This is a genomic window from Streptomyces sp. NPDC054883, from assembly GCF_053610645.1.
The window spans coordinates 29,447-47,241 of sequence record NZ_JBSGYT010000023.1 but is presented as its reverse complement, the minus strand read 5'-3'; the positions used below and the strand labels follow the sequence as shown (position 1 = coordinate 47,241).

The 17,795-nt window shown below is 72.9% G+C and carries 17 protein-coding genes and 1 pseudogene; 9 read left to right on the top strand and 9 right to left on the bottom strand.

The window, feature by feature from the left end; all coding sequences use genetic code 11:
• Positions 1 to 51 precede the first annotated feature (51 nt).
• The gene (locus ACWGH1_RS18625) at positions 52 to 294 is read right to left on the bottom strand and encodes a DUF397 domain-containing protein (protein WP_453408833.1); all 243 of its coding nucleotides are present in this window, start codon (positions 292 to 294) and stop codon (positions 52 to 54) included.
• Positions 291 to 1,148, bottom strand: coding sequence for a helix-turn-helix domain-containing protein (locus ACWGH1_RS18620; protein WP_453352672.1), 858 nt, complete (start codon positions 1,146 to 1,148; stop codon positions 291 to 293). The genes ACWGH1_RS18625 and ACWGH1_RS18620 overlap by 4 nt, the downstream gene beginning before the upstream one ends.
• Positions 1,149 to 1,302: 154 nt before the next feature.
• Between ACWGH1_RS18620 and ACWGH1_RS18615 the strand changes: the two genes are divergently transcribed.
• Positions 1,303 to 1,755, top strand: a complete 453-nt coding sequence (locus ACWGH1_RS18615) for an ATP-binding protein (RefSeq protein WP_453352671.1) — start codon at positions 1,303 to 1,305, stop codon at positions 1,753 to 1,755.
• Here ACWGH1_RS18615 and ACWGH1_RS18610 read toward each other — a convergent pair.
• On the bottom strand, positions 1,700 to 2,086 hold the full coding sequence (locus ACWGH1_RS18610) for a MerR family transcriptional regulator (RefSeq protein ID WP_453352670.1): 387 nt from the start codon (positions 2,084 to 2,086) through the stop codon (positions 1,700 to 1,702). The genes ACWGH1_RS18615 and ACWGH1_RS18610 overlap by 56 nt on opposite strands.
• Positions 2,087 to 2,222: 136 nt before the next feature.
• Between ACWGH1_RS18610 and ACWGH1_RS18605 the strand changes: the two genes are divergently transcribed.
• The 5 genes from ACWGH1_RS18605 (at position 2,223) to ACWGH1_RS18585 (ending at position 7,375) form a co-directional block, all read left to right on the top strand.
• Complete coding sequence (locus ACWGH1_RS18605; protein WP_453352669.1) at positions 2,223 to 2,888, top strand: class II aldolase/adducin family protein; 666 nt, start codon at positions 2,223 to 2,225, stop codon at positions 2,886 to 2,888.
• Complete coding sequence (locus ACWGH1_RS18600) at positions 2,885 to 3,286, top strand: carboxymuconolactone decarboxylase family protein (RefSeq protein ID WP_453352668.1); 402 nt, start codon at positions 2,885 to 2,887, stop codon at positions 3,284 to 3,286. The genes ACWGH1_RS18605 and ACWGH1_RS18600 overlap by 4 nt, the downstream gene beginning before the upstream one ends.
• Positions 3,287 to 3,630: 344 nt before the next feature.
• On the top strand, positions 3,631 to 4,542 hold the full coding sequence (locus ACWGH1_RS18595) for a helix-turn-helix domain-containing protein (protein WP_453352667.1): 912 nt from the start codon (positions 3,631 to 3,633) through the stop codon (positions 4,540 to 4,542).
• 208 nt (positions 4,543 to 4,750) lie between these two features.
• The gene (locus ACWGH1_RS18590; protein WP_453352666.1) at positions 4,751 to 5,344 is read left to right on the top strand and encodes a hypothetical protein; all 594 of its coding nucleotides are present in this window, start codon (positions 4,751 to 4,753) and stop codon (positions 5,342 to 5,344) included.
• A 186-nt stretch (positions 5,345 to 5,530) separates the two neighbouring features.
• On the top strand, positions 5,531 to 7,375 hold the full coding sequence (locus ACWGH1_RS18585) for an AMP-dependent synthetase/ligase (RefSeq protein WP_453352665.1): 1,845 nt from the start codon (positions 5,531 to 5,533) through the stop codon (positions 7,373 to 7,375).
• A 124-nt stretch (positions 7,376 to 7,499) separates the two neighbouring features.
• Here the strand turns inward: ACWGH1_RS18585 and ACWGH1_RS18580 are convergent, their stop codons facing one another.
• Entirely contained in the window at positions 7,500 to 8,678 is a 1,179-nt protein-coding gene (locus tag ACWGH1_RS18580) for a lipase family protein (protein WP_453352664.1), read from the bottom strand.
• Positions 8,679 to 8,831: 153 nt separating this feature from the next.
• Positions 8,832 to 9,860 (bottom strand): AraC family transcriptional regulator, encoded by a 1,029-nt coding sequence (locus tag ACWGH1_RS18575; RefSeq protein WP_453352663.1) that lies wholly within the window; start codon positions 9,858 to 9,860, stop codon positions 8,832 to 8,834.
• A gap of 116 nt (positions 9,861 to 9,976) precedes the next feature.
• On the opposite strand from ACWGH1_RS18575, the gene ACWGH1_RS18570 reads away from it, so the two are divergent.
• Positions 9,977 to 11,731 (top strand): AMP-dependent synthetase/ligase, encoded by a 1,755-nt coding sequence (locus ACWGH1_RS18570; RefSeq protein WP_453352662.1) that lies wholly within the window; start codon positions 9,977 to 9,979, stop codon positions 11,729 to 11,731.
• Between the two features lie 37 nt (positions 11,732 to 11,768).
• Here ACWGH1_RS18570 and ACWGH1_RS18565 read toward each other — a convergent pair whose 3' ends face one another.
• Positions 11,769 to 12,914, bottom strand: a complete 1,146-nt coding sequence (locus ACWGH1_RS18565) for an aminotransferase-like domain-containing protein (RefSeq protein ID WP_453352661.1) — start codon at positions 12,912 to 12,914, stop codon at positions 11,769 to 11,771.
• 199 nt (positions 12,915 to 13,113) lie between these two features.
• Here ACWGH1_RS18565 and ACWGH1_RS18560 point away from each other — a divergent pair, with 199 nt between their 5' ends.
• Positions 13,114 to 13,986: a hypothetical protein gene (locus tag ACWGH1_RS18560; protein ID WP_453352660.1), complete on the top strand. Its 873-nt coding sequence runs from the start codon at positions 13,114 to 13,116 to the stop codon at positions 13,984 to 13,986.
• Positions 13,987 to 14,120: 134 nt separating this feature from the next.
• On the opposite strand, the gene ACWGH1_RS18555 is transcribed toward ACWGH1_RS18560, so the two are convergent.
• The 3 genes from ACWGH1_RS18555 to ACWGH1_RS18545 form a co-directional block, all read right to left on the bottom strand.
• A complete protein-coding gene (locus ACWGH1_RS18555; RefSeq protein ID WP_136216547.1) occupies positions 14,121 to 14,333 on the bottom strand; it encodes a DUF397 domain-containing protein in 213 nt (70 codons plus the stop codon).
• 201 nt (positions 14,334 to 14,534) lie between these two features.
• Positions 14,535 to 15,419 (bottom strand): helix-turn-helix domain-containing protein, encoded by an 885-nt coding sequence (locus tag ACWGH1_RS18550; RefSeq protein WP_453352659.1) that lies wholly within the window; start codon positions 15,417 to 15,419, stop codon positions 14,535 to 14,537.
• A 286-nt stretch (positions 15,420 to 15,705) separates the two neighbouring features.
• The gene (locus tag ACWGH1_RS18545; RefSeq protein ID WP_453357760.1) at positions 15,706 to 16,467 is read right to left on the bottom strand and encodes a GOLPH3/VPS74 family protein; all 762 of its coding nucleotides are present in this window, start codon (positions 16,465 to 16,467) and stop codon (positions 15,706 to 15,708) included.
• Positions 16,468 to 16,635: 168 nt separating this feature from the next.
• On the opposite strand from ACWGH1_RS18545, the pseudogene ACWGH1_RS18540 reads away from it, so the two are divergent.
• Positions 16,636 to 17,795: pseudogene (locus ACWGH1_RS18540) on the top strand (hypothetical protein); the annotation flags it as partial.

Below are 17,795 nucleotides of genomic sequence, written 5' to 3'. Positions count from 1 at the left end.
CGCACCGCGGCCCCTGCCCCCGTCCGGGCGGGGGCCGCGGTGTTTCCCGGCTCAGCGGGCGGACGCCACGAACCCGGCCCAGGCGGCGGGGCCGAAGGCGAGATGGGGGATCCGGGTGTCCTTGGAGTCCCGGACGAGGACGGCGGCGGGGGTGGCTGCCACCTCGACGCAGTCGTCACCTTCGCTGCTGTCGCTGTAACTGCTCTTGACCCAGGCCACCTCAACGCAGTCATTGATGTCGCTGCTGTCGCTGTAGCTGCTCTTGAACCACTGCACTTCGGACGTGAGGGTCATGTTTCTCCCAGCAATTGCTCGATGAAGGCCCGGGATGCCCGTGGCGAGAGAGCCTGGGCCCGGATCATGCCATAGCGCAACTCTAAGATTTGGAGCTGGCGGGGCTCGGATACCGGGCGGCCGTTGAACACGCCTTCCGAGCGTCCGACCGCTGTGCCGTCACCGAACTTCAACACTTGGATCAGGCCTCCCATCCCGGCGTGGTCGTCACAGTTGGTCGGCATCACTTGGATCGTAACGTTCCGCAACTGCCCCAATTCCAGCAGGCGTTCGAGCTGCCTACGTAGAACCATTTTGCCCCCGATGGTCCGCCGAAGGGTCACCTCTTCTTGGACGAAGCTGAGGGCCGGCCCGGGTACACGCTCGAATATCGACTGACGAGCCAACCGTCCGGCCACCCCCCGTTCCACTTCCTCGGGAGACTGGGGAGGTTGCGCCATCTCAAACAAGGCGCGTGCGTAGGCGTCGGTCTGGAGCAGGCCGTGCAGGTTGTGGTTGCCGTAGGCGGACAGCTCCACCGCCCTCGCCTCCAGCTTCGCCAAGTCGCGGACCTTCTTCGGGTACCGGACCTGCTCCATGTCCGGCTTCATCGCGCGGATCCTGCCGCCCGCCCCCAGGGCCTCGTCCGCCTTGTCCAGGTACTCCGGGCGCGGGATGCGCTTGCCCGACTCGATCTTGCGGACCAGGTCCTCCCCGTACCCCATGGCCACGCCCAGGTCCGCGACCCGCATCCCCGCCTGCTCCCGCCAGGTCCGCAGCTGGCGGCCCAGCGCGGACAGGACCGCGACCCCCTGTTCGTCCTCGGGATCGACGTCCCAGCCGGCGTCTTCCGTACCGTCACTGTCCACGCCCATGCGCGCTACCTCCGACGAGCCGATGTCCTCAACGCCCCCTACCCGGGGCAACGGTGCGGACCGACCGGACAGCACCGGACAACGTCCGGACAAAGCCCGGACGCAAGGGCGTCGCGCCTTCTCACGCTACGCACGCACCGCCACGCTCTGTGAGGTGAACAGCGAATTCGCCGGACCCGCGCTCGACGCCCGGCACTATGACGTCCTCCTGTCCGCCACCCCCCGCGCGGCCCGGCTCGCCCGGCTGCTCGCCGTCGAGCAACTGCGCGGCTGGGGCCTGCCCTTGGACGCGCCCCGCGTCATCGTGGCCGAGCTGGCCGCCAACGCTGTCACCCACGGGCGGGTGCCGGGGCGGGGGTTCCGCCTGGAGTTGCTCGCACGTCCGGGCCTGCTGCGGATCGAGGTGACCGATACGCGGGGTGACCTGCTGCCCGTGCGGCGGGCCCCGGGGCGGGGGCTGGTGCTGGTCGACGCGTACGCCGACCGGTGGGGCGTACGGCAAGGGCCCGCGCCGGGGAAGGCGGTGTGGGCGGAGGTCTCCTGGACCGGGGCTAGCGCGACGGCGTCTGCCAGGCGGCCATCTGATCGCGGAACTTGGGACAGCTGACGATGTCCTCCTCGCCGCACTGGAGGGCGTGCACCAGGAGCTGATGGGCGTGTTCGAGGTCGATCATGCGCTGCTCGACCTCGGCGATCTTGGCGCGGATCATCGCCTGCCTGCGCGGCTGGTCCTCCTGGAACTCGCCGATCTCCGACAGGGTCAGCCCGGCCTGCTGGCACTTGCGCAGCACCACGATCCGCTGCGCCGCCTCCGGCGGGTAGCGCCGCTGCCCGCTCTGGCGCTCGGGCGCGGGCAGCAGGCCGTGGCGTTCCCAGAACCGGATGGCCGACGCCGGCACTCCGGTGAGCTCCGCGAGCTGTCCGATGGTCATGCGCATGGGCCCGCTCCTCCCGTTCCCGACCGGTACGTCGGTCCGCCGCTTGACTTAAACCTTAGTTCAAGTTGAAGAGTGGGGAGCGCGAGGACAGCGGCGAACGGAAGAGCCGCTGGCAGCAGACTTCGGAGGTGCCGCAATGGCAACCACACAGACAGGGACCGAGCGGGCGAACGAGCTGGTCGAGGCGGCGGAAGCGCTGTTCGCGGCGGGGGTGATGTCGCACTCGGGGCACGCCAACCTCAGTGCCCGGCTCGACGCCGAAAGCTTCCTGCTGACGCCGGGATTCGTTCGCGGACTGCGGCCCGGGGACCTGGCGACCGTCAGCCTCGACGGGCGGGTCCTGGCGGGCGAACTGCGGTCCGTCAGCGCCGAGATCATCGCCATGCACAGCGCCGTCTACCGCGCCCGCCCGCAGGTGGGCGCGATCATCCACACCCACTCGCCCTCCGCGACCGCCTTCGCCGTGGCCCATAGGCCGCTGCCGTGCCGGACCGAGCCGATGCTGCGCTTCGGGCAGCCCGAGGAGGTGCCGGTGGTGCCGTGGGGGCCGCGCGGGTCCGACGTATCGGTCCGCGGGATCGCCGACGTCCTGGAGCGGTGTCCGACGACGTCCGCGGCCCTGCTGGCCAACCACGGGCTGCTGGTGTTCGGCCCGGACTCGGCGGCCACCGCCCACCTGGTGGTGGCCATCGAGGAGAGCGCCGAGGCGGAGATCGCCGCGGCGGCGATCGGCGGGGCCGTGGACTTCCCCGAGGGCGCCCTGGCCGCCGTGCGCGCCTCGATCGCGCGGGTCGCGTCATGACGGGCGACCCGACGGCGCCCGAGGCCCGTACCGAGGCCGTACGGGCCCGCTACCACTCCACCCTCGGCGGCGTCCCGGGGGGCGTGCAGGACCGGCTCCGCCTGGCACGGGACTTCGACCGGCTGCCCACCGAGGAGGCGCTCGCGGCGCTGCGGCACATCGTGCTGACCGAGAACCCGCTGGGCGCGCGCGTGCAGCAGCTGGTCCACTTCGGCCAGCTCCTGTCGCTCGGGCGCGAACACCCCGCCCGGATCCACGCCCGGGGCGCGCTGCACGCCGGCGCGACGGTCGCCGACCTCATCGGAGTCGCCGAGACCGCCCTGATCACCTCGGGCGTCCCGGCGTACGCGCTGGGCGCGGAGATCGTGGTGGACCTGCTGGCGGCCGACGCCCCCTGACGGTCGCCGCGTGGTAATGGTCCGCGGCGGCGGGGGAGGCGTGGTGGCGCGGGTGGTTCGTGGGGGAATGTCGGTGGGGGTGCGGGGGCGGTTCACCGGGTCGCGGTGGGGCGGGACCCGGTCGGGTTGGTTCCTGTACTTCCCATACGAAGAGGGTGAACGACCACCCGACCAACCCTCCCGGCCTCCCGTCGCTCGGACGGGTGAACCGTGCCAACTGGGGTGGATTTCCTATGGGTTGCCTGGCATATGCTCTGGCCGACAACCTCAGACATGAGACGGCCCCCGCCGGGACTGGCATCCCGGGCGAGGGCCTGACCAACTAGGAAGTAAACGGCTTCCCAATGGCTCTCACGCATTCTAGGGCGCTGCCCCGCGCCGCGGCCCGGGTTACGCCCGGGAATCACCGATCCGGCGTCATTCACGTCAAGTCCCGGCACCGCAAGCGCTTCACGGTCGTCGGCAACCACCTCGCCCAGCACGCCCAGCTGTCGGCGACGGCCCTCGGCGTCGCCGTGTACGTCCAGTCGATGCGGGACGGCGCACCCGTCGGCATCAAGGTGCTGGCCGCGCACTTCCCCGAGGGGGAGATCCGGCTGGCTGCCGCGCTGCGGGAGTTGGAGGAGTTCGGCTACATCGAGCGGCGCGTCGTACGGCTGGACAGCGGGCGGATGGTGACCCGGACGTACTACTACGAGCAGCCGGGCGCGGAAGCGGAAGAGCCCGCCGAGCCCCGCCCGAGGCGGGTACGGCACGAGCCGGTGCCGGAACCCGCGGCCGGGCCCCGGCCCGCGCCCGAGCCGGAGCCGGAACCCGAGTGGGAGGTCGAAGAGCCGGACCCCGAGGCCGAGGAACCGGATCCCGAGGCAGAGCCGGAGCCGGTCGCGCCCCTGCACCCCGCCGCCATCGGCCTGCTGGCCGGGCTGCGGGCGCTCGACCCGCGGCTGCTGCTGTCCGAACGGGACGTCCTGCGCCTCGCACCGGGCCTGTCCACCTGGCTCGAACGCGGGGTCGCGCCCGACGTCATCGGGCGGAAGCTGGCCGCCGACCTCCCCGACGGCCTGCGCAGCGCGGCGGCCGTCCTGGCCTACCGGATCACCTCGCTGGTCCCGCCACCCCTCCCCGCGGCCCCGGTTGGCCGCCCGGCCGCCCGCCCGGACCCCTTCCAGACCTGCGACGGCTGCGAACGGGCCTTCCGCGCCCCGGAACCGGGCCGCTGCCGGGAGTGCCCGCCCCCCGAGGCCGCGGCGGCCTAGGACGGAGCGGCTCCGGTCGACAGGTCCGGAGGGGCGGGGGACGATGGGTCGGACGGACTCCTTCCGGAGGCCCATCGGGACGTACGCGTTGCAGCGCAACCGCTCCCGTGCACTGTGTCGGCCCTGTGGGGCGCAAAGTCCGTGCGCCCGCCGGCAGTGCAGGCCCCGTGGCTCCATCAGCCTCCCCCACCACAGGTGAGGAACGACGATGAACCAACGAACCCGCATCACTCTGTTCACCCCCCTCATGGCCTGTTCGCTCGCCATCGGTACGGCCGCGACTGGATGGGCCGCGACCCCGAAGGCCGCTCCGGCCGCCCCGGCCGCGGCCGAGTGCTTCGTCGAACCGAAGGCCGGTGACGCGACGAAGGTGATCGTCACCGGCGAGGGGTTCGACAAGGCCAAGGGCAAGGCCTTCCTCGACCAGACCGACGGCGCGGGCGGGGGCACCGCCACCGTGGGCGACGACGGCAAGTTCACCTCCGGTGACGTGCCGGCCGGCAAGTACAAGGCCTTCCAGAACGGCGGTTCGAGTGCGAACTGCCTGGGCGGCGCGGCGGCCCAGGACGCGGTCAACCAGAAGCTGATCGCCTCCGAGCAGGCGCGCGGCGCCAAGGAGGGCTTCGCCCAGGGGAAGACCGTGGCCCAGTCCGGTGCCTGCAACGCCCAGCCCAAGCCGCCCCAGCAGAACATGAACGGCCTGACCGCCGACACGGCGGCCCAGCAGAAGGCCAAGGAGGCGTACAAGACGGCGTTCGACAGCTCCTTCAACGCGGCGATCAACAGGTACTGCACCGACTAGCGCCGCACCCCACCACAGCCCCCGACTTTCGTCCCGCGCCGAGCGCGGGGCGAAAGGCGTGGCGTGCGCGCCCGGTGGAGGACTCGTGTCCGCGGTGGTCAGGGCCTGTTCAGGGGCTGGTCAGCGGCCGTTACCCGTGCGTAGATTACCGGCGGTAACTCCGGAGTCGAGCCGAGGAGCACGCCCGTGCCTGCCGAGCCACAGCTGGTCCAGCCCGTGAAGACCGTCATCGACGGGGTGGTGCGGGAGGTGGCGGTGCCCGCACTCGTCGGGCCGCCCGGCCGGGGATCGCTCGGTGACATCCCGTTCGACAACGCGGCCGGGGCGCCCGGCGAGGCCGTGCTCGCGCGCAAGGAGCCGGACGGCAGCTGGCGCGACGTGAGCGCCGCCGAGTTCGCGGCCGAGGTGCTGGCCGTCGCCAGAGGATTGATCGCCGAGGGGCTGCGGGCCGGCGACCGGCTCGCCATCATGGCGCGCACCACTTACGAGTGGACCCTGCTGGACTTCGCGGGCTGGGCGGCCGGCCTGGTGACGGTGCCGATCTACCCGACCTCCTCGGCGGCCCAGGCCCGGTGGATCATCCAGGACTCGGGGGCGGTGGCCTGCGCCGTCGAGGACACCACGCAGGCCCGCATCATCAGCGCCGAACGGGTGAACCTGCCGGGGCTGGTGCACCTGTGGGAGTTCGACACGGGCGCCGTGGCCCGGCTGGTCAAGGCCGGGGAGCGGATCCCGGAGGCGCTGGTGCACGAGCGCAGGCGGGTCCGTACGCCGCAGGACGTCGCGACGCTCGTGTACACGTCCGGGACGACCGGGCAGCCGAAGGGGTGCGTGCTGACGCACGGGAACTTCTTCGCCGAGGTTGACAACGCCGTGGAGCTGCTGCACCCGGTGTTCCGGGCCGCGAGCACCGAACCGGCCTCCACCCTGCTGTTCCTGCCGCTGTCGCACGTGTTCGGGCGGATGGTGGCCGTGGGCTGCATGCGGGCGCGGGTGAAGCTGGGGCACGCGCCGAGCATCCGTACGGAGGACCTGCTGGCGGACCTGGCCGGGTTCAGGCCGACGTTCCTGCTGGCCATCCCGTACGTCCTGGAGAAGGTCTACAACACCGCGCGGGCGACGGCGGAACAGATGGGCCGCGCCTCGTCCTTCGACCGGGCGGCGAAGATCGCCCGGCGGTACGGGGAGACCGGCGGGACGGGATGGGGACTGCGGGCGGCACGGGCGCTGTACGACCCGCTCGTGTACCGGCGGATCCGGGCGGCGCTGGGCGGGCGGGTGCGGTACGTCCTGAGCGGGGGCTCGCCGCTGGGGGCGAGGCTGGCGGCGTTCTACACCGGGGCGGGGGTGGAGGTCTTCGAGGGCTACGGCCTGACGGAGACGACGGCGGCCGCGACGGTGACGCCCCCGCTCAGGCCGCGGCTGGGCACGGTGGGGTGGCCGCTGCCGGGGACGGCGGTACGGATCGCGGAGGACGGGGAGGTGCTGCTGCGCGGGCCGCACGTCTTCGCGGGCTACTGGAACGGCGGGGCGGCGGAGCACGGCGGGTGGTTCGCGACCGGCGACATCGGTGAGCTGGACGAGGACGGGTACCTGACGATCACCGGGCGCAAGAAGGACATGATCATCACGTCCGGGGGCAAGAACGTCGCTCCGGCGGTCCTGGAGGACGCGCTGCGGGCGCACCCGCTGGTGGCCCAGTGCCTGGTGGTCGGCGACAACCGGCCGTACGTCGCCGCGCTGATCACGCTGGACGGGGAGGGGCTGGCGCACTGGAGGCAGATGCGGAAGAAGGCGGGGGTGCCGGTGGGGCAGCTGGTACGGGACGAGGAGCTGCGGGCGGACGTGCAGCGCGGGGTGGACGAGGCGAACGCGCTGGTGTCGCGGGCGGAGTCGATACGGCGGTTCGTGCTGTTGGAAGGGGAGTTCACGGAGGCGCGGGGGCACTTGACGCCGTCGTTGAAGCTGAGGCGGGGGGTCATCGGCCGGGAGTTCGCGCGGGAGATCGACGCGATGTACCGGGGGCGGTAGCCCGTGCGGGTGCGGCACCGTGGCGCGGAGCGGCCCCAACTGCGCCGGGCTTTCCGGGGCTCCGCCCCGTACCCCGCGCCTCAAACGCCGGCGGGACTGAAACGCGGGGCGCCGGGCGGCGGGGTCAGCAGTTGGGGTGGGTCGGGCGGCCCGCGAAGCGGGAGGCCAGCCAGTCGGCGGCTGCCGGGGAGTGGGTGATGACGCCGCTGACGTGCTCGCCGACCCAGACGGTGTCGAACTCCACGTCCGCGCCCCGCGCGCACCACTCGGAGCGCAGCTCGCGGCCGACGGCGTAGGGGATCAGCTCGTCGCCGAGCGCGTGGTACTGGTACACGGGCGCGGCCGGGGCGGTCCCGCCGAGCCTGCTCTGGGCGAGCCGGGCCCGCCAGTCGGGCTGGGCGAGCGGGTCGCGGGTGGTCAGGTCGGAGATCCGCTTGAAGGAGCCGGCGATGGCGTCGATGGCGACGCAGCCTTCGCGCATGCCGCCGACCAGGGCCTTGCCCGCCGGGTTGAGGTAGGAGTCGAGCTTCAGCTCCGGGAAGGCGGCGTCCTGTCCGGCGGCCGCCATGAAGATCAGGCCGGATCCGTAGGAGCCGTTGTTGAAGTCGGCCACCTTCATCAGGTCGGCCGGGACACCGCCGGTCGCCGTGCCCTCGACCTGCAACTCCGGTGCGTACGTGCCCTGCAGTTCGGCCGCCCAGCTGCTGGCCTGGCCGCCTTGGGAGTAGCCCATGATGCCGATCGGGGTGTTCGCGGGCAGCCCGGCTTCCGGGAGGCGGAGGGCGGCGCGGGCGGCGTCGAGCATGGCGTGGCCGGCGGAGGGGCCGACGGTGTAGGTGTGCACGCCGGGCGTGCCGAGGCCCTCGTAGTCGGTGACGACCACCGCCCAGCCGCGCAGGGTGAGCTGCTGGATGAGGTTGGCCTCCATGGCGGTGCCGTTGGGGAAGTTGTTGCTCGGCGCGCAGGAGTCGCCCATGCCGACGGTGCCGACGGCGTAGCTGACGAGGGGGCGGGGGCCGGTGCGTCCGTCCTGCGGGACGATGACCGTGCCCGAGACGACGTTCGGCGCGCCGTCGGCGGTGGTGGAGCGGTAGGTGACCTTCCAGGCCTTGGTGCCGGTGGGCTGGCCGGGCAGCGGGTGGAAGGCGGAGGGCGCGCTGCTGACGAGGTCGCCGGGGCGGCCGGCACCGGCGTCGGCGGTGGTGTCGGCGTTCGCGGTGGCGGTGGCGGTGGCGGTCGCGGGCATCGAGGCCGTGAGTGCGAGGGCGGCCACGGCGGCGAGGGCGGTGCTGCGGAAACGCATGGGCGGCTCTCCCGAGGGTCCGTGTGGGGGCAGGTGAGGAGAAGGTAGTGACCGACCGGTCGGCATGTCGCTGACTGCGCAGCTCACCTTTGCTGGCCCCAGCCGCCACCCCGCAGGCCCCGTCGGCCCGTCGTCAGCCCGCCTCGGCTCCCGTCAGCCGCCCGAGGCGATCCGGTAGGCGCCCGGGGTGGTGCCCGTCCAGCGGCGGAACGCGCGGTGGAAGGCGGTGTCCTCGGAGAAGCCCAGCCGTGCGGCCAGTTCCGCGATGGGTTCGCCGCTCTCCGCCAGTCCCGCGATCGCCGCGTCCCGCCGCACGTGGTCCTTCAACTGCTGGAAGGACGTGCCCTCCTGGTGCAGCCGGCGGCGCAGCGTCGCGGGGGACACCGCGAGCCGCGCCGCGACCTCGCCGAGCTCCGGGAGCCGGGGCGAGGTGCGCAGCCGCCGCGTCAGGGTCCGGCGTACCTGCTCCGCGACCGTGGTCCCGTACTCAGGGCGCGACAGCAGGTCGAAGGGGGCCCGGCGGAGCATCGCGTCGAGCGCGGGCTCCTCCCGGACGAGCGGCGCGGTCAGCCAGTGCGCGGCGAACGCGGCGGCCGTCCGGTCGGCGCCGAAGCGGACCGGGCAGTCGAAGAGCACCTCGTACTCGTCCTCGTACGGCGGCGCGGGGTAGGCGAAGGCCGCGTGCAGCAGCGGGATGCGGCGTCCGATGAGCCAGCTGCTCAGCCGGTGCCAGATCGCCAGCACGCATTCGGCGAGGAAGCGTTCCCCGTCCCGGTCGCCGGCCACGTCCCCGGCGGCGGGGCCGCGCACGGTGAACCGGGCCTCGCCGTCGGCGACCTCAAGTGCCAGTTCCGGGCCGCCCGGGAAGAGCCCGTAGAAGGCGGCGGCCCGTTCGACGGCCGCCCCCAGGTCCCGGCAGCCCAGCGAGGCGTAGCACATCATGGCGAAGGTGCCGGGCCGGCTCGGTACCGCGCCCAGGCCGAGGAACTCGTCCTGCGTCGTGCGGTACAGCGCCCGGAACAGCCGGGCGAACTGCGCGGGCGTGATCCGCGCCCGGTCGTCCCCCAGCAACAGCGGGGGGATCTGCGCCCCTTGCAGCAGCGGCACGGTGTCGATGCCGGCCCGCCGCGCCCCCGCGAGCAGCGCACGCACGTGGTGCACGGTGATCGTCCGCCTCCCCATGGGACCGACGGTAACCCCAATGAGCTCTGGGGTCAGCGGTGCTGACGCTTCCGGTCATGCCGTCCGGGCCGCCCCGGTGCCTAGCGTCGGGGTACCCACCCCAGGAGGCGAACACGATGGACGCCGTACAGGACCCGGTGCGACCGCGCACGCTGGCCCTCTTCACCGAGTGGACCGGGGAGCGGTACGGGCGCCACAACGCGCTCCGCTTCCGGTCGGGCATAGCCCCGCGGGACGGCTGGAGCACGCTCTCCTACGAGGACCTCCGCGCCCGCGTCCGGCGCACCGGGCGGGCCCTGCTGGGCCTCGGGGTAGTGGCGGGCGAGCGGGTGGCCCTCCTCGCGGAGACCCGGCCGCAGTGGACGTACGCCCACTTCGGGGTGCTGGCGGCGGGCGCGGTCCTGGTGCCGGTGTACCCGACGGCGGGGGAGGAGGAGCTGGCCTGGGTGCTGTCGGACTCCGCGGCGGTGGTGGCGGTCTGCGACGACGCGGCCCAGGCGGCCCGGGTGGAGGCGCTGCGCGGGCGGCTCCCGGCGGTGCGGGCGGTGGTCCTGCTGGACGCGCTCCCGGAGCTGCCCCCGGCCGCGGAGGCGGAACTGCGGGCCCGCGCCGAGGCGGTGACCCCGCAGGCGGACGCGGCCATCGTCTACACCTCGGGGACGACCGGGCCGCCGAAGGGCTGCCGGCTCACCCACGGCAACCTCGGCGCCGTCCAGGACGCCACCCTGCCCGTGGTGCGGGGCGGCCCGGGGGACACGACGTACCTCTACCTGCCGCTCGCGCACCTGCTGGCGCAGCTGATCCAGTTCACCACGCTGCTCCAGGGCGGTGAGCTCTGCTACTTCGGCGGCCGGATCGAGAACGTCCTGGCGGAGCTCGCCGAGGTGGCGCCGACCCACCTGCCCTCCGTGCCGCGCCTGTTCGAGAAGCTGCACTCGGTGGTGCTGTCGCTGGCGGAGTCGGCGGAGGGCGGCCGGGAGCGGTTCGAGGAGGCGGTCCGGCTGGGCGTGCTGGCCGCGGAGGGCCGACTGCCCGAGGAGGCGCGGGCAGCGCACGAGGCGGCGCGCGAATCGCTGTACGCCCCCGTCCGCGCCGCCTTCGGGGGCCGGCTGACCTGGGCGCTGACCGGCGGCGCGCCGATCGCCCCCGCCACCTCGGACTTCCTGCGCGCCTGCGGGATCCCGGTCTACGAGGGCTACGGCATGACGGAGTCCGCCGGGGTGATCAGCCTCAGCCACCCCGGATCGGTCCGCCCCGGCACGGTCGGCCGGCCCGTCGCGGGCTGCGAGGTGCGGATCGCGCCGGACGGCGAGGTGCTGGCCCGGGGTGCGATGGTCTTCCCGGGCTACCACGGCAACGATGCCGCGACGGCCGAGACCGTCGACGCCGGGGGCTGGCTGCACACGGGCGACCTCGGCTCGCTCGACGCCGACGGGTTCCTGACGATCACCGGCCGGAAGAAGGAGCTGGTCATCACCTCGGCGGGGAAGAACATCACCCCGACCGAGGTCGAGTTCGCCCTCCAGTCCTCCCGCTACGTCTCGCGCGCGGTGCTGATCGGCGACCACCGCCCGCATCCCGTGGCGCTGATCACCCTGGACGCGGACGAGATCACGGCCTGGGCGGCCCGGGAGGGGATCGCCCCGGACGCCCTGGACCGGCCGGCGGAACACCCCGCGGTACGGGCCCTGGTGGCGCGGGACGTCGAGGCGGCCAACGCCACGCTCTCCCGCCCCGCCCGGATCCGCGCCTTCCACCTGCTCGCCGAGGACTTCTCGGTCGAGGCGGGCACCCTGACGCCGACCCTGAAACTCCGCCGGGCGGTGGTGGCCGAGCGGTACGCCGCCGAGATCGAGAAGCTGTACGGCTGAGCCGCCCCCGCCCGGGAGCGGCCGCCGAGGTGCCCGGTTACCGCAGGGCGCGGCCCAGTCGGCGCAGGCCCTCGGCGATCTCGGCCGGGGTGTGGGTGACGAAGGACAGCCGCAGCGTCCGGTGGTCCGGGGCGCCGGTGAAGAAGGGCGCCCCGGGGACGTAGGCCACGTCATGGGCGACGGCGGACTTGAGCAGGGCCGTCGCGTCGTGACCGGCCGGCAGCCGGGCCCAGACGAACATGCCGCCCTCCGGCCGGTTCCACTCCGAGCCGGCCGGGAGCGCCCCGGGCAGACCGGCCAGCAGTGCGTCCCGGCGGATGCGGTAGGCCGCGCGGACCCCGTCGATGTGGGCGTCGAGGTCCGCCGAGGCCAGGTAGTGGGCCGCCGCCAGCTGGTTCACCGTCGAGGTGTGCAGGTCGGCCGCCTGTTTGGCGACCACGGCGGCCCGCAGCAGGGCCGCCGGGGCCCGGAGCCAGCCCAGCCGCAGCCCGGGCGCCATGACCTTGGAGAAGCTGCCGAGCAGGGCGGTACGGTCCTCCGCCCCGGGGTGCGCGGCGAGCCACGGCACGTGGGCCCCCTCGTAGCGGAGGTCCCCGTACGGGTCGTCCTCCACCAGCCACAGGCCGAGCCGTGCGGCGACTTCCGCGACCGCCGCACGGCGGGCGCCGGGAAGGGTGCGGCCCGTCGGGTTCTGGAAGGTGGGGACGCAGTACAGCAGCTTCGGCCGCTCGCGCCGCACGATCTCCTCCAGGGCGTCCGGGAGGATGCCGTCCTCGTCGCAGGGGACTGGTATGACCCGGGCCCCGGCCAGACCGAAGCCCTGGAGCGCCGCCAGGTAGGTCGGGTTCTCCACCAGGACGGCGTCGCCCGGGTCGAGCAGGGCGCTGGTGAGCAGGGCCAGCGCCTGCTGGGAGCCGGTGGTGACGGCCACCTGGTCGGCGGTGGTCGGCAGTCCCCGGGCGGTGGCGCGCGCCGCGACGGTCGCACGGAGCTCGGGCACGCCCTCGGTGGTCGAGTACTGCAGGGCCCGGGCGGCGGAACCGGGCGCGGACAGGGCCGCGTCGAAGGCCGCGCGCAGGCCGGCGGTGTCGAACAGCTCGGGTGCCGGGTAGCCGCCCGCGAAGGAGACCACCTCGGGGCGGTCGGTGAGGGAGAGGATGTCGCGGATCGGCGAACCCGCCACCGCGGCCGTCCTGGCGGCGAACGCGGGCAGCGGCAGGGCGGTGACGGGGGGGGCACGGGGACTCCTTCGGGCGGCGGGTGCGCGCAGCCTAACCACGAAAGGTGCAGACGGCACCTACCTGTCCGACAGGTGAACGGGCGGCGGGCGAAACGGTGTCGGCCCCCTCCCCAACTGACGCTGCATCAGATAGACCGGTCCCATGACGACAGACGAGACGCGCCTGCCGGGCCGCGACGGCGACGGCGACACCCGGGCCGAGGACTACGCGGCGCTCGCCGCAGTGGGCCCGTACGGCGTCCGCCCCGGCCACGCGCTGATCACCATGGTCGAACCGCACCCGGGCCACGAGTTCGCGTACAACCGCTGGTACGAGGACGACCACTACTACGCCGGTGCCATGGCCATGCCCTGGATGTACGCCGGGCGCCGCTGGGTGGCCACCAGGGACCTCCAGGAGCTGCGCTACCCGGAGGAGTCGGCCGTCGCCCAGCCCGTCACGGCCGGCTGCTACCTGTCGACGTACTGGGTGACCGAGGGCCGCTACGACGAGCACATGAAGTGGACCGTCGGCATCAACAAGCGGCTGAACCGCGACGGCCGCGTCTACCAGGACCGCACGCACGTCTTCACGGCCTTCCAGGACCACGAGGCCACCGTCTACCGCGACGGTGCCGCCGGACCGCGGGACTTCCACGCCCTCGACCACCCGTACGCCGGGCTGGTGCTCCAGGTCATCGACGCCGACGGCCCCGAGCAGCGGGCGCGACTGCTGGAGTGGCTGCGCTCACGGGCCCTCCCGAAGCGGCTGGCGGGCGGACCCGCGGCGATCGTGACGGTCTTCCGGCCCACGCCGCTGCCGGGTGACCGGATGACATACGTCAAGCAGGTGGAGGGCGTCGGCACCCGGTTGACGCTGCTGTGGTTCCTGGAGGCCGATCCCCGAACCTGCTGGCACCGGTTCGAGGGGTTGGACACGGAGGTCACGGAAGCGGGTCTGGGGCGGGTGGAGCTGGTGGCGCCGTTCATCCCGACGGTGCCGGGGACGGATCGTTTCGTCGACCGGCTGCGCTGAGGGGCGCGGCGGGTCGGGGCGGCCGGTGCGGCGGGCACGGCCGAGCCCCCTCGGCCAGGACGGCGACCGGTCGAGAGGGCCTCATTCAACTGCCGTCGTCGTGGTGCGGACGGTCGGGGCGGACGTCGTCACGCTCAGACGAGGCGTCCCAGCCGTCCCTCGGTGACGTCGGTGACGAAGGAGTTCCAGGACCCCGGCGCGAAGGTGAGGGACGGACCGTCCTGCACCTTCGAGTCGCGGACCGCGATGGCGTCCATGACGGGCGACTTGACTTCGACGCAGGCGCCGTTTCCGCCGGAGTAAGAGGACTTGGTCCAGTTTTCCGTAGCACCCTGACGAATAGCCATGTTTCTCTCCGGTTCAGCGAGTAGTTCCGGGTCTCGCCAGCCATTACTCCGGCTGACGTGATCGACGCTACCTGCACCGTCCGAAGGCTGAAGTGGGCATTCACTCGACCGGGTGGCATATTCCATTCAGACCTTCTGTGGCCGGGAGGTGACGGTGTACCGTACCGGCCCCCCTCGCCACCTGGACGGTTTCCTCCGCTTTTACTTCCGCTTGCCCGAATAGTGGTCGATGATCTCGCCGATGAACTGCCGCGTCTGGTCGACATTGAGCGCCTGGGCACGCAGGTGCTCGTACATCACGCTGTACTTCTGAACGTCGTTGGCCTTCTCCAGGTACAAATCGCTCGTCACGCCCTCGATGTAGACCACCGTCGAGTCGGAGGCGTCGGGGAATTCCAGGATCGCGTACTGCCCGTTGACGCCCGGATGCGCGCCCATCGAGAACGGCATCACCTGCACGGTGATGTACGGCTGTTCCGACTGCTCTATCAAGTATTCGAGCTGCCGGATCATCAACTGGGCGTCCCCCACGTGCCGGCGCAGCGCCGCCTCGTCGATCACCGCCCACAGCCGCAGCGGCCCGACGTCCGGGTTGTTGTTGTCCGTCTCGGAGAGCCGCTTCTGGCGGTGCATCCGGACCTGGACGCGCTTGTCCACGTCGGCCGGCGCGGTCTCCGGCAGCGCACCGCGGATCAGGGCCTGGGCGTACTCCGGGGTCTGAAGCAGGCCCGGGACCATCTGGGGCTCGTACGTGCGCAGGCTGGCCGCGTCCGTCTCCAGGCCGATGTAGACGCTGTACGGGATGTCGCCGAAGGCGTGCCACCAGCCCTGCTGGCGGGAGTCCTTGGCCATCTGCATGAGGGAGTCGACGAGCCGGCGGTCCTCGACCTCGTACACGTCGCACAGGTCGCGGACGTCGCGCTGGCTGATGGAGCGACGGCCGTTCTCCAGCCGGCTGATCTTGGACTGGGAGACGAGCAGGCGCTCGGCGACCTGCTCGGCCGTCATGCCCTTGTCCTCGCGCAACTTGCGCAGCTCCATGCCCAGTCGGCGGCGTCGGACGGTGGGATTGACATTGGACGCCACGGGGACGGCACCTCCGCCTTCTTCTGGTTCTGTCTCTCTGCGTGTCTGATGTTCAGCAGACTGCCACCGAAGGGTGCGACGGCGCTGGGGAACTGACCGGAAAGACAGACGCGCGGGACGGCGGGACCGGCGAACCGGCCCCGCCGCCCCGCGCGCTGGCGGCTCCCGAACCGGGTCTTTGGGGGACGGCCGGTTCCGGCGGTGGCGCAGTGGTGCGTGCGGTGCGCGCCCGCTGGTGGTCAAGGGGTGTAGCGGGGCGCGGTGCGGGTGGTGCGGGTGGAGCTGATCAGTGCGCGGGCACCCGGGCCATCGCACCCGTGCGGCGCGGCTGCATCGGTACGGCGGTGGCCCGGGCGGTGGGTGCCGCCGATGCCGAGGCCGTTGCCGACGCGGTGACCGGGGCGCGGTCGCGCCTCGGCTGTGCCGCCGCCCCGTTCTGGACGTCCATGACGGCGTGCGCCACGAGACCGCCCATGGGGTCGTGCCGGATCAGGTCCCGCAGCCGGGACCTGGACGACCGCCCCTCGTTGCCGGGGTACAGGTGCTTGCCGAGACCGACCGCGTGGGCCAGTGCGGCGAGCGCCGCGGTCCGCGGGTCCGGCGGTACACCGGTGCGGATCGCACTGTCGAGCCGGGCACGGATCTCCCGGCTGATCGCCGTGTCCGTCGCCTGGTAGCGAGTCGTCGGCAGCACCCCGCACATCTGTCCCGCGACGGCATGCACCATGCCGCAGCGCTCCAGGTGGGCGAGGTAAATCTGACGGAGCCCCAGCCGGGGTCCGCCGATCCAATGAACGGCCCGGACCGGGCTGCCGCGCCTGCGCAGCAGTTCCAGTGCGGAGTCCAGAGTCGGATCTCCTGTCGGCCGTGGCATCACCACGGCGATACGATCCCCGTCAGGGGCTATCCGTCCTGCCAGAGCCAGCTCTACTAGCTGTGCCCCGGCCAGGCCGAGGTCGAGCGACTGCGGCTGCGCCGTGGTTCCCGTGGTCGGGTCCAAGGCGAGCAGCAGAAGCTCCTCCGGAATTGTTCTGCGGCTCCTGCCCATCCATGCCTCCCCGCGTGGATGAATGACAGGGTGACGCCTCTCACATTCATCTGTCGAGAGCGCCTGGACGCTTTGTGGGGGAACCGGCAGCTATGTCGTTCTCGTCTAGCGGGTGGGCGATGCCCCCTAGACGGGACACTGTTAGACGGTTCGGACAGCGGCCGGACGGTGAACGAGGAGGAACTGGTGGCGGGCGAGTCCCCCGACAAGTCGGTAGATGAAGGTGCGTCGGGGACGGCGGAGTCCGCCGCGCCGTCCGCGGAGCGGGACCCGAGGCTGTCGGTCCTGCGCCCGCGCGAGGCGGCGGGGACCGGGGACCGGGACGCGCTGAAGGAAGCGGTGGCGGCCTGGGTCGCGACGGGTGCCTCCGGCGGTTCGGCGGAGGAGGAGCCGGAGCCGGCTTCGGGTGCCGGTGGCCGGGATTCGGCCGGGGCGTCTGCGGACCAGCGGAAGAAGTCGGGGTCCGCTCCGGCGGGCGACCAGGCGCAGTCGGCCTCGGGCGCCGCTGCGGCGGACTCCGCGGACCGCCGGCCGGCCGCGGCGCCGGGTTCCGCTTCGGCGGAGGAGGAGCCGGAGCCGGCTTCGGGTGCCGGTGGCCGGGATTCGGCCGGGGCGTCCGGGTCGGGTGAGCCGGAGAAGACCGCGTTCGGGGTGGCGAAGCCGGGTTCCGGTTCCGCCGCGAAGCCGGAGGCGGCGGACAGTGAGCGCACTGCTGTCTTCCGTGCCGTGAAGCCGGGCGCGGCCGCGCCTGCCGTCCCGGCCGGCTCGGGTTCCGCCGGGTCGGAGGAGACCTCGGCCCCGTCCGGGAAGCGGCCCTCCGGGGATCCCCGTACCGGGTCGGAGACGTCGGACAGTGAGCGCACCGCCGTTTTCCGTGCCGTGAAGCGGGATGCGGCCGCGTCGGAGGAGGAGCCGGCCGAGGCTTCCCGTGTGGCGGGTGCCGGTAAGCGGGATTCGGCCGGGGCGTCCGGGTCGGGTGAGCCGGAGAAGACCGCGTTTGGGGTGGCGAAGTCGGGTTCCGGTTCCGCCGCGAAGCAGGCCGGGGAGCCGCGTACCGAGGCCCCGGGCAAGCCGGATGCGGCGGACAGTGAGCGCACTGCTGTCTTCCGTGCCGTGAAGCGGGATGCGGCCGCGTCGGAGGAGGAGCCGGCCGAGGCTTCCCGTGTGGCGGGGGCCGGTGGCCGGGATTCGGCCGGGGCGTCCGGGTCGGGTGAGCCGGAGAAGACTGCGTTCGGGGTGGCGAAGTCGGGTTCCGGTTCCGCCGCGAAGCAGGCCGGGGAGCCGCGTACCGAGGCCCCGGGCAAGCCGGATGCGGCGGACAGTGAGCG

Excerpts from the sequence above, each read along its gene's own strand:
- ACWGH1_RS18570 (WP_453352662.1), top strand. The coding sequence starts at position 9,977 with ATGGACGCCGTACAGGACCCGGTGCGACCGCGCACGCTGGCCCTCTTC.
- ACWGH1_RS18590 (WP_453352666.1), top strand. The coding sequence starts at position 4,751 with ATGAACCAACGAACCCGCATCACTCTGTTCACCCCCCTCATGGCCTGT.
- ACWGH1_RS18620 (WP_453352672.1), bottom strand. The coding sequence starts at position 1,148 with ATGGGCGTGGACAGTGACGGTACGGAAGACGCCGGCTGGGACGTCGAT.
- ACWGH1_RS18625 (WP_453408833.1), bottom strand. The coding sequence starts at position 294 with ATGACCCTCACGTCCGAAGTGCAGTGGTTCAAGAGCAGCTACAGCGAC.
- ACWGH1_RS18605 (WP_453352669.1), top strand. The coding sequence starts at position 2,223 with ATGGCAACCACACAGACAGGGACCGAGCGGGCGAACGAGCTGGTCGAG.
- ACWGH1_RS18560 (WP_453352660.1), top strand. The coding sequence starts at position 13,114 with ATGACGACAGACGAGACGCGCCTGCCGGGCCGCGACGGCGACGGCGAC.
- ACWGH1_RS18600 (WP_453352668.1), top strand. The coding sequence starts at position 2,885 with ATGACGGGCGACCCGACGGCGCCCGAGGCCCGTACCGAGGCCGTACGG.
- ACWGH1_RS18575 (WP_453352663.1), bottom strand. The coding sequence starts at position 9,860 with ATGGGGAGGCGGACGATCACCGTGCACCACGTGCGTGCGCTGCTCGCG.
- ACWGH1_RS18545 (WP_453357760.1), bottom strand. The coding sequence starts at position 16,467 with ATGGGCAGGAGCCGCAGAACAATTCCGGAGGAGCTTCTGCTGCTCGCC.
- ACWGH1_RS18595 (WP_453352667.1), top strand. The coding sequence starts at position 3,631 with ATGGCTCTCACGCATTCTAGGGCGCTGCCCCGCGCCGCGGCCCGGGTT.
- ACWGH1_RS18610 (WP_453352670.1), bottom strand. The coding sequence starts at position 2,086 with ATGCGCATGACCATCGGACAGCTCGCGGAGCTCACCGGAGTGCCGGCG.
- ACWGH1_RS18555 (WP_136216547.1), bottom strand. The coding sequence starts at position 14,333 with ATGGCTATTCGTCAGGGTGCTACGGAAAACTGGACCAAGTCCTCTTAC.
- ACWGH1_RS18580 (WP_453352664.1), bottom strand. The coding sequence starts at position 8,678 with ATGCGTTTCCGCAGCACCGCCCTCGCCGCCGTGGCCGCCCTCGCACTC.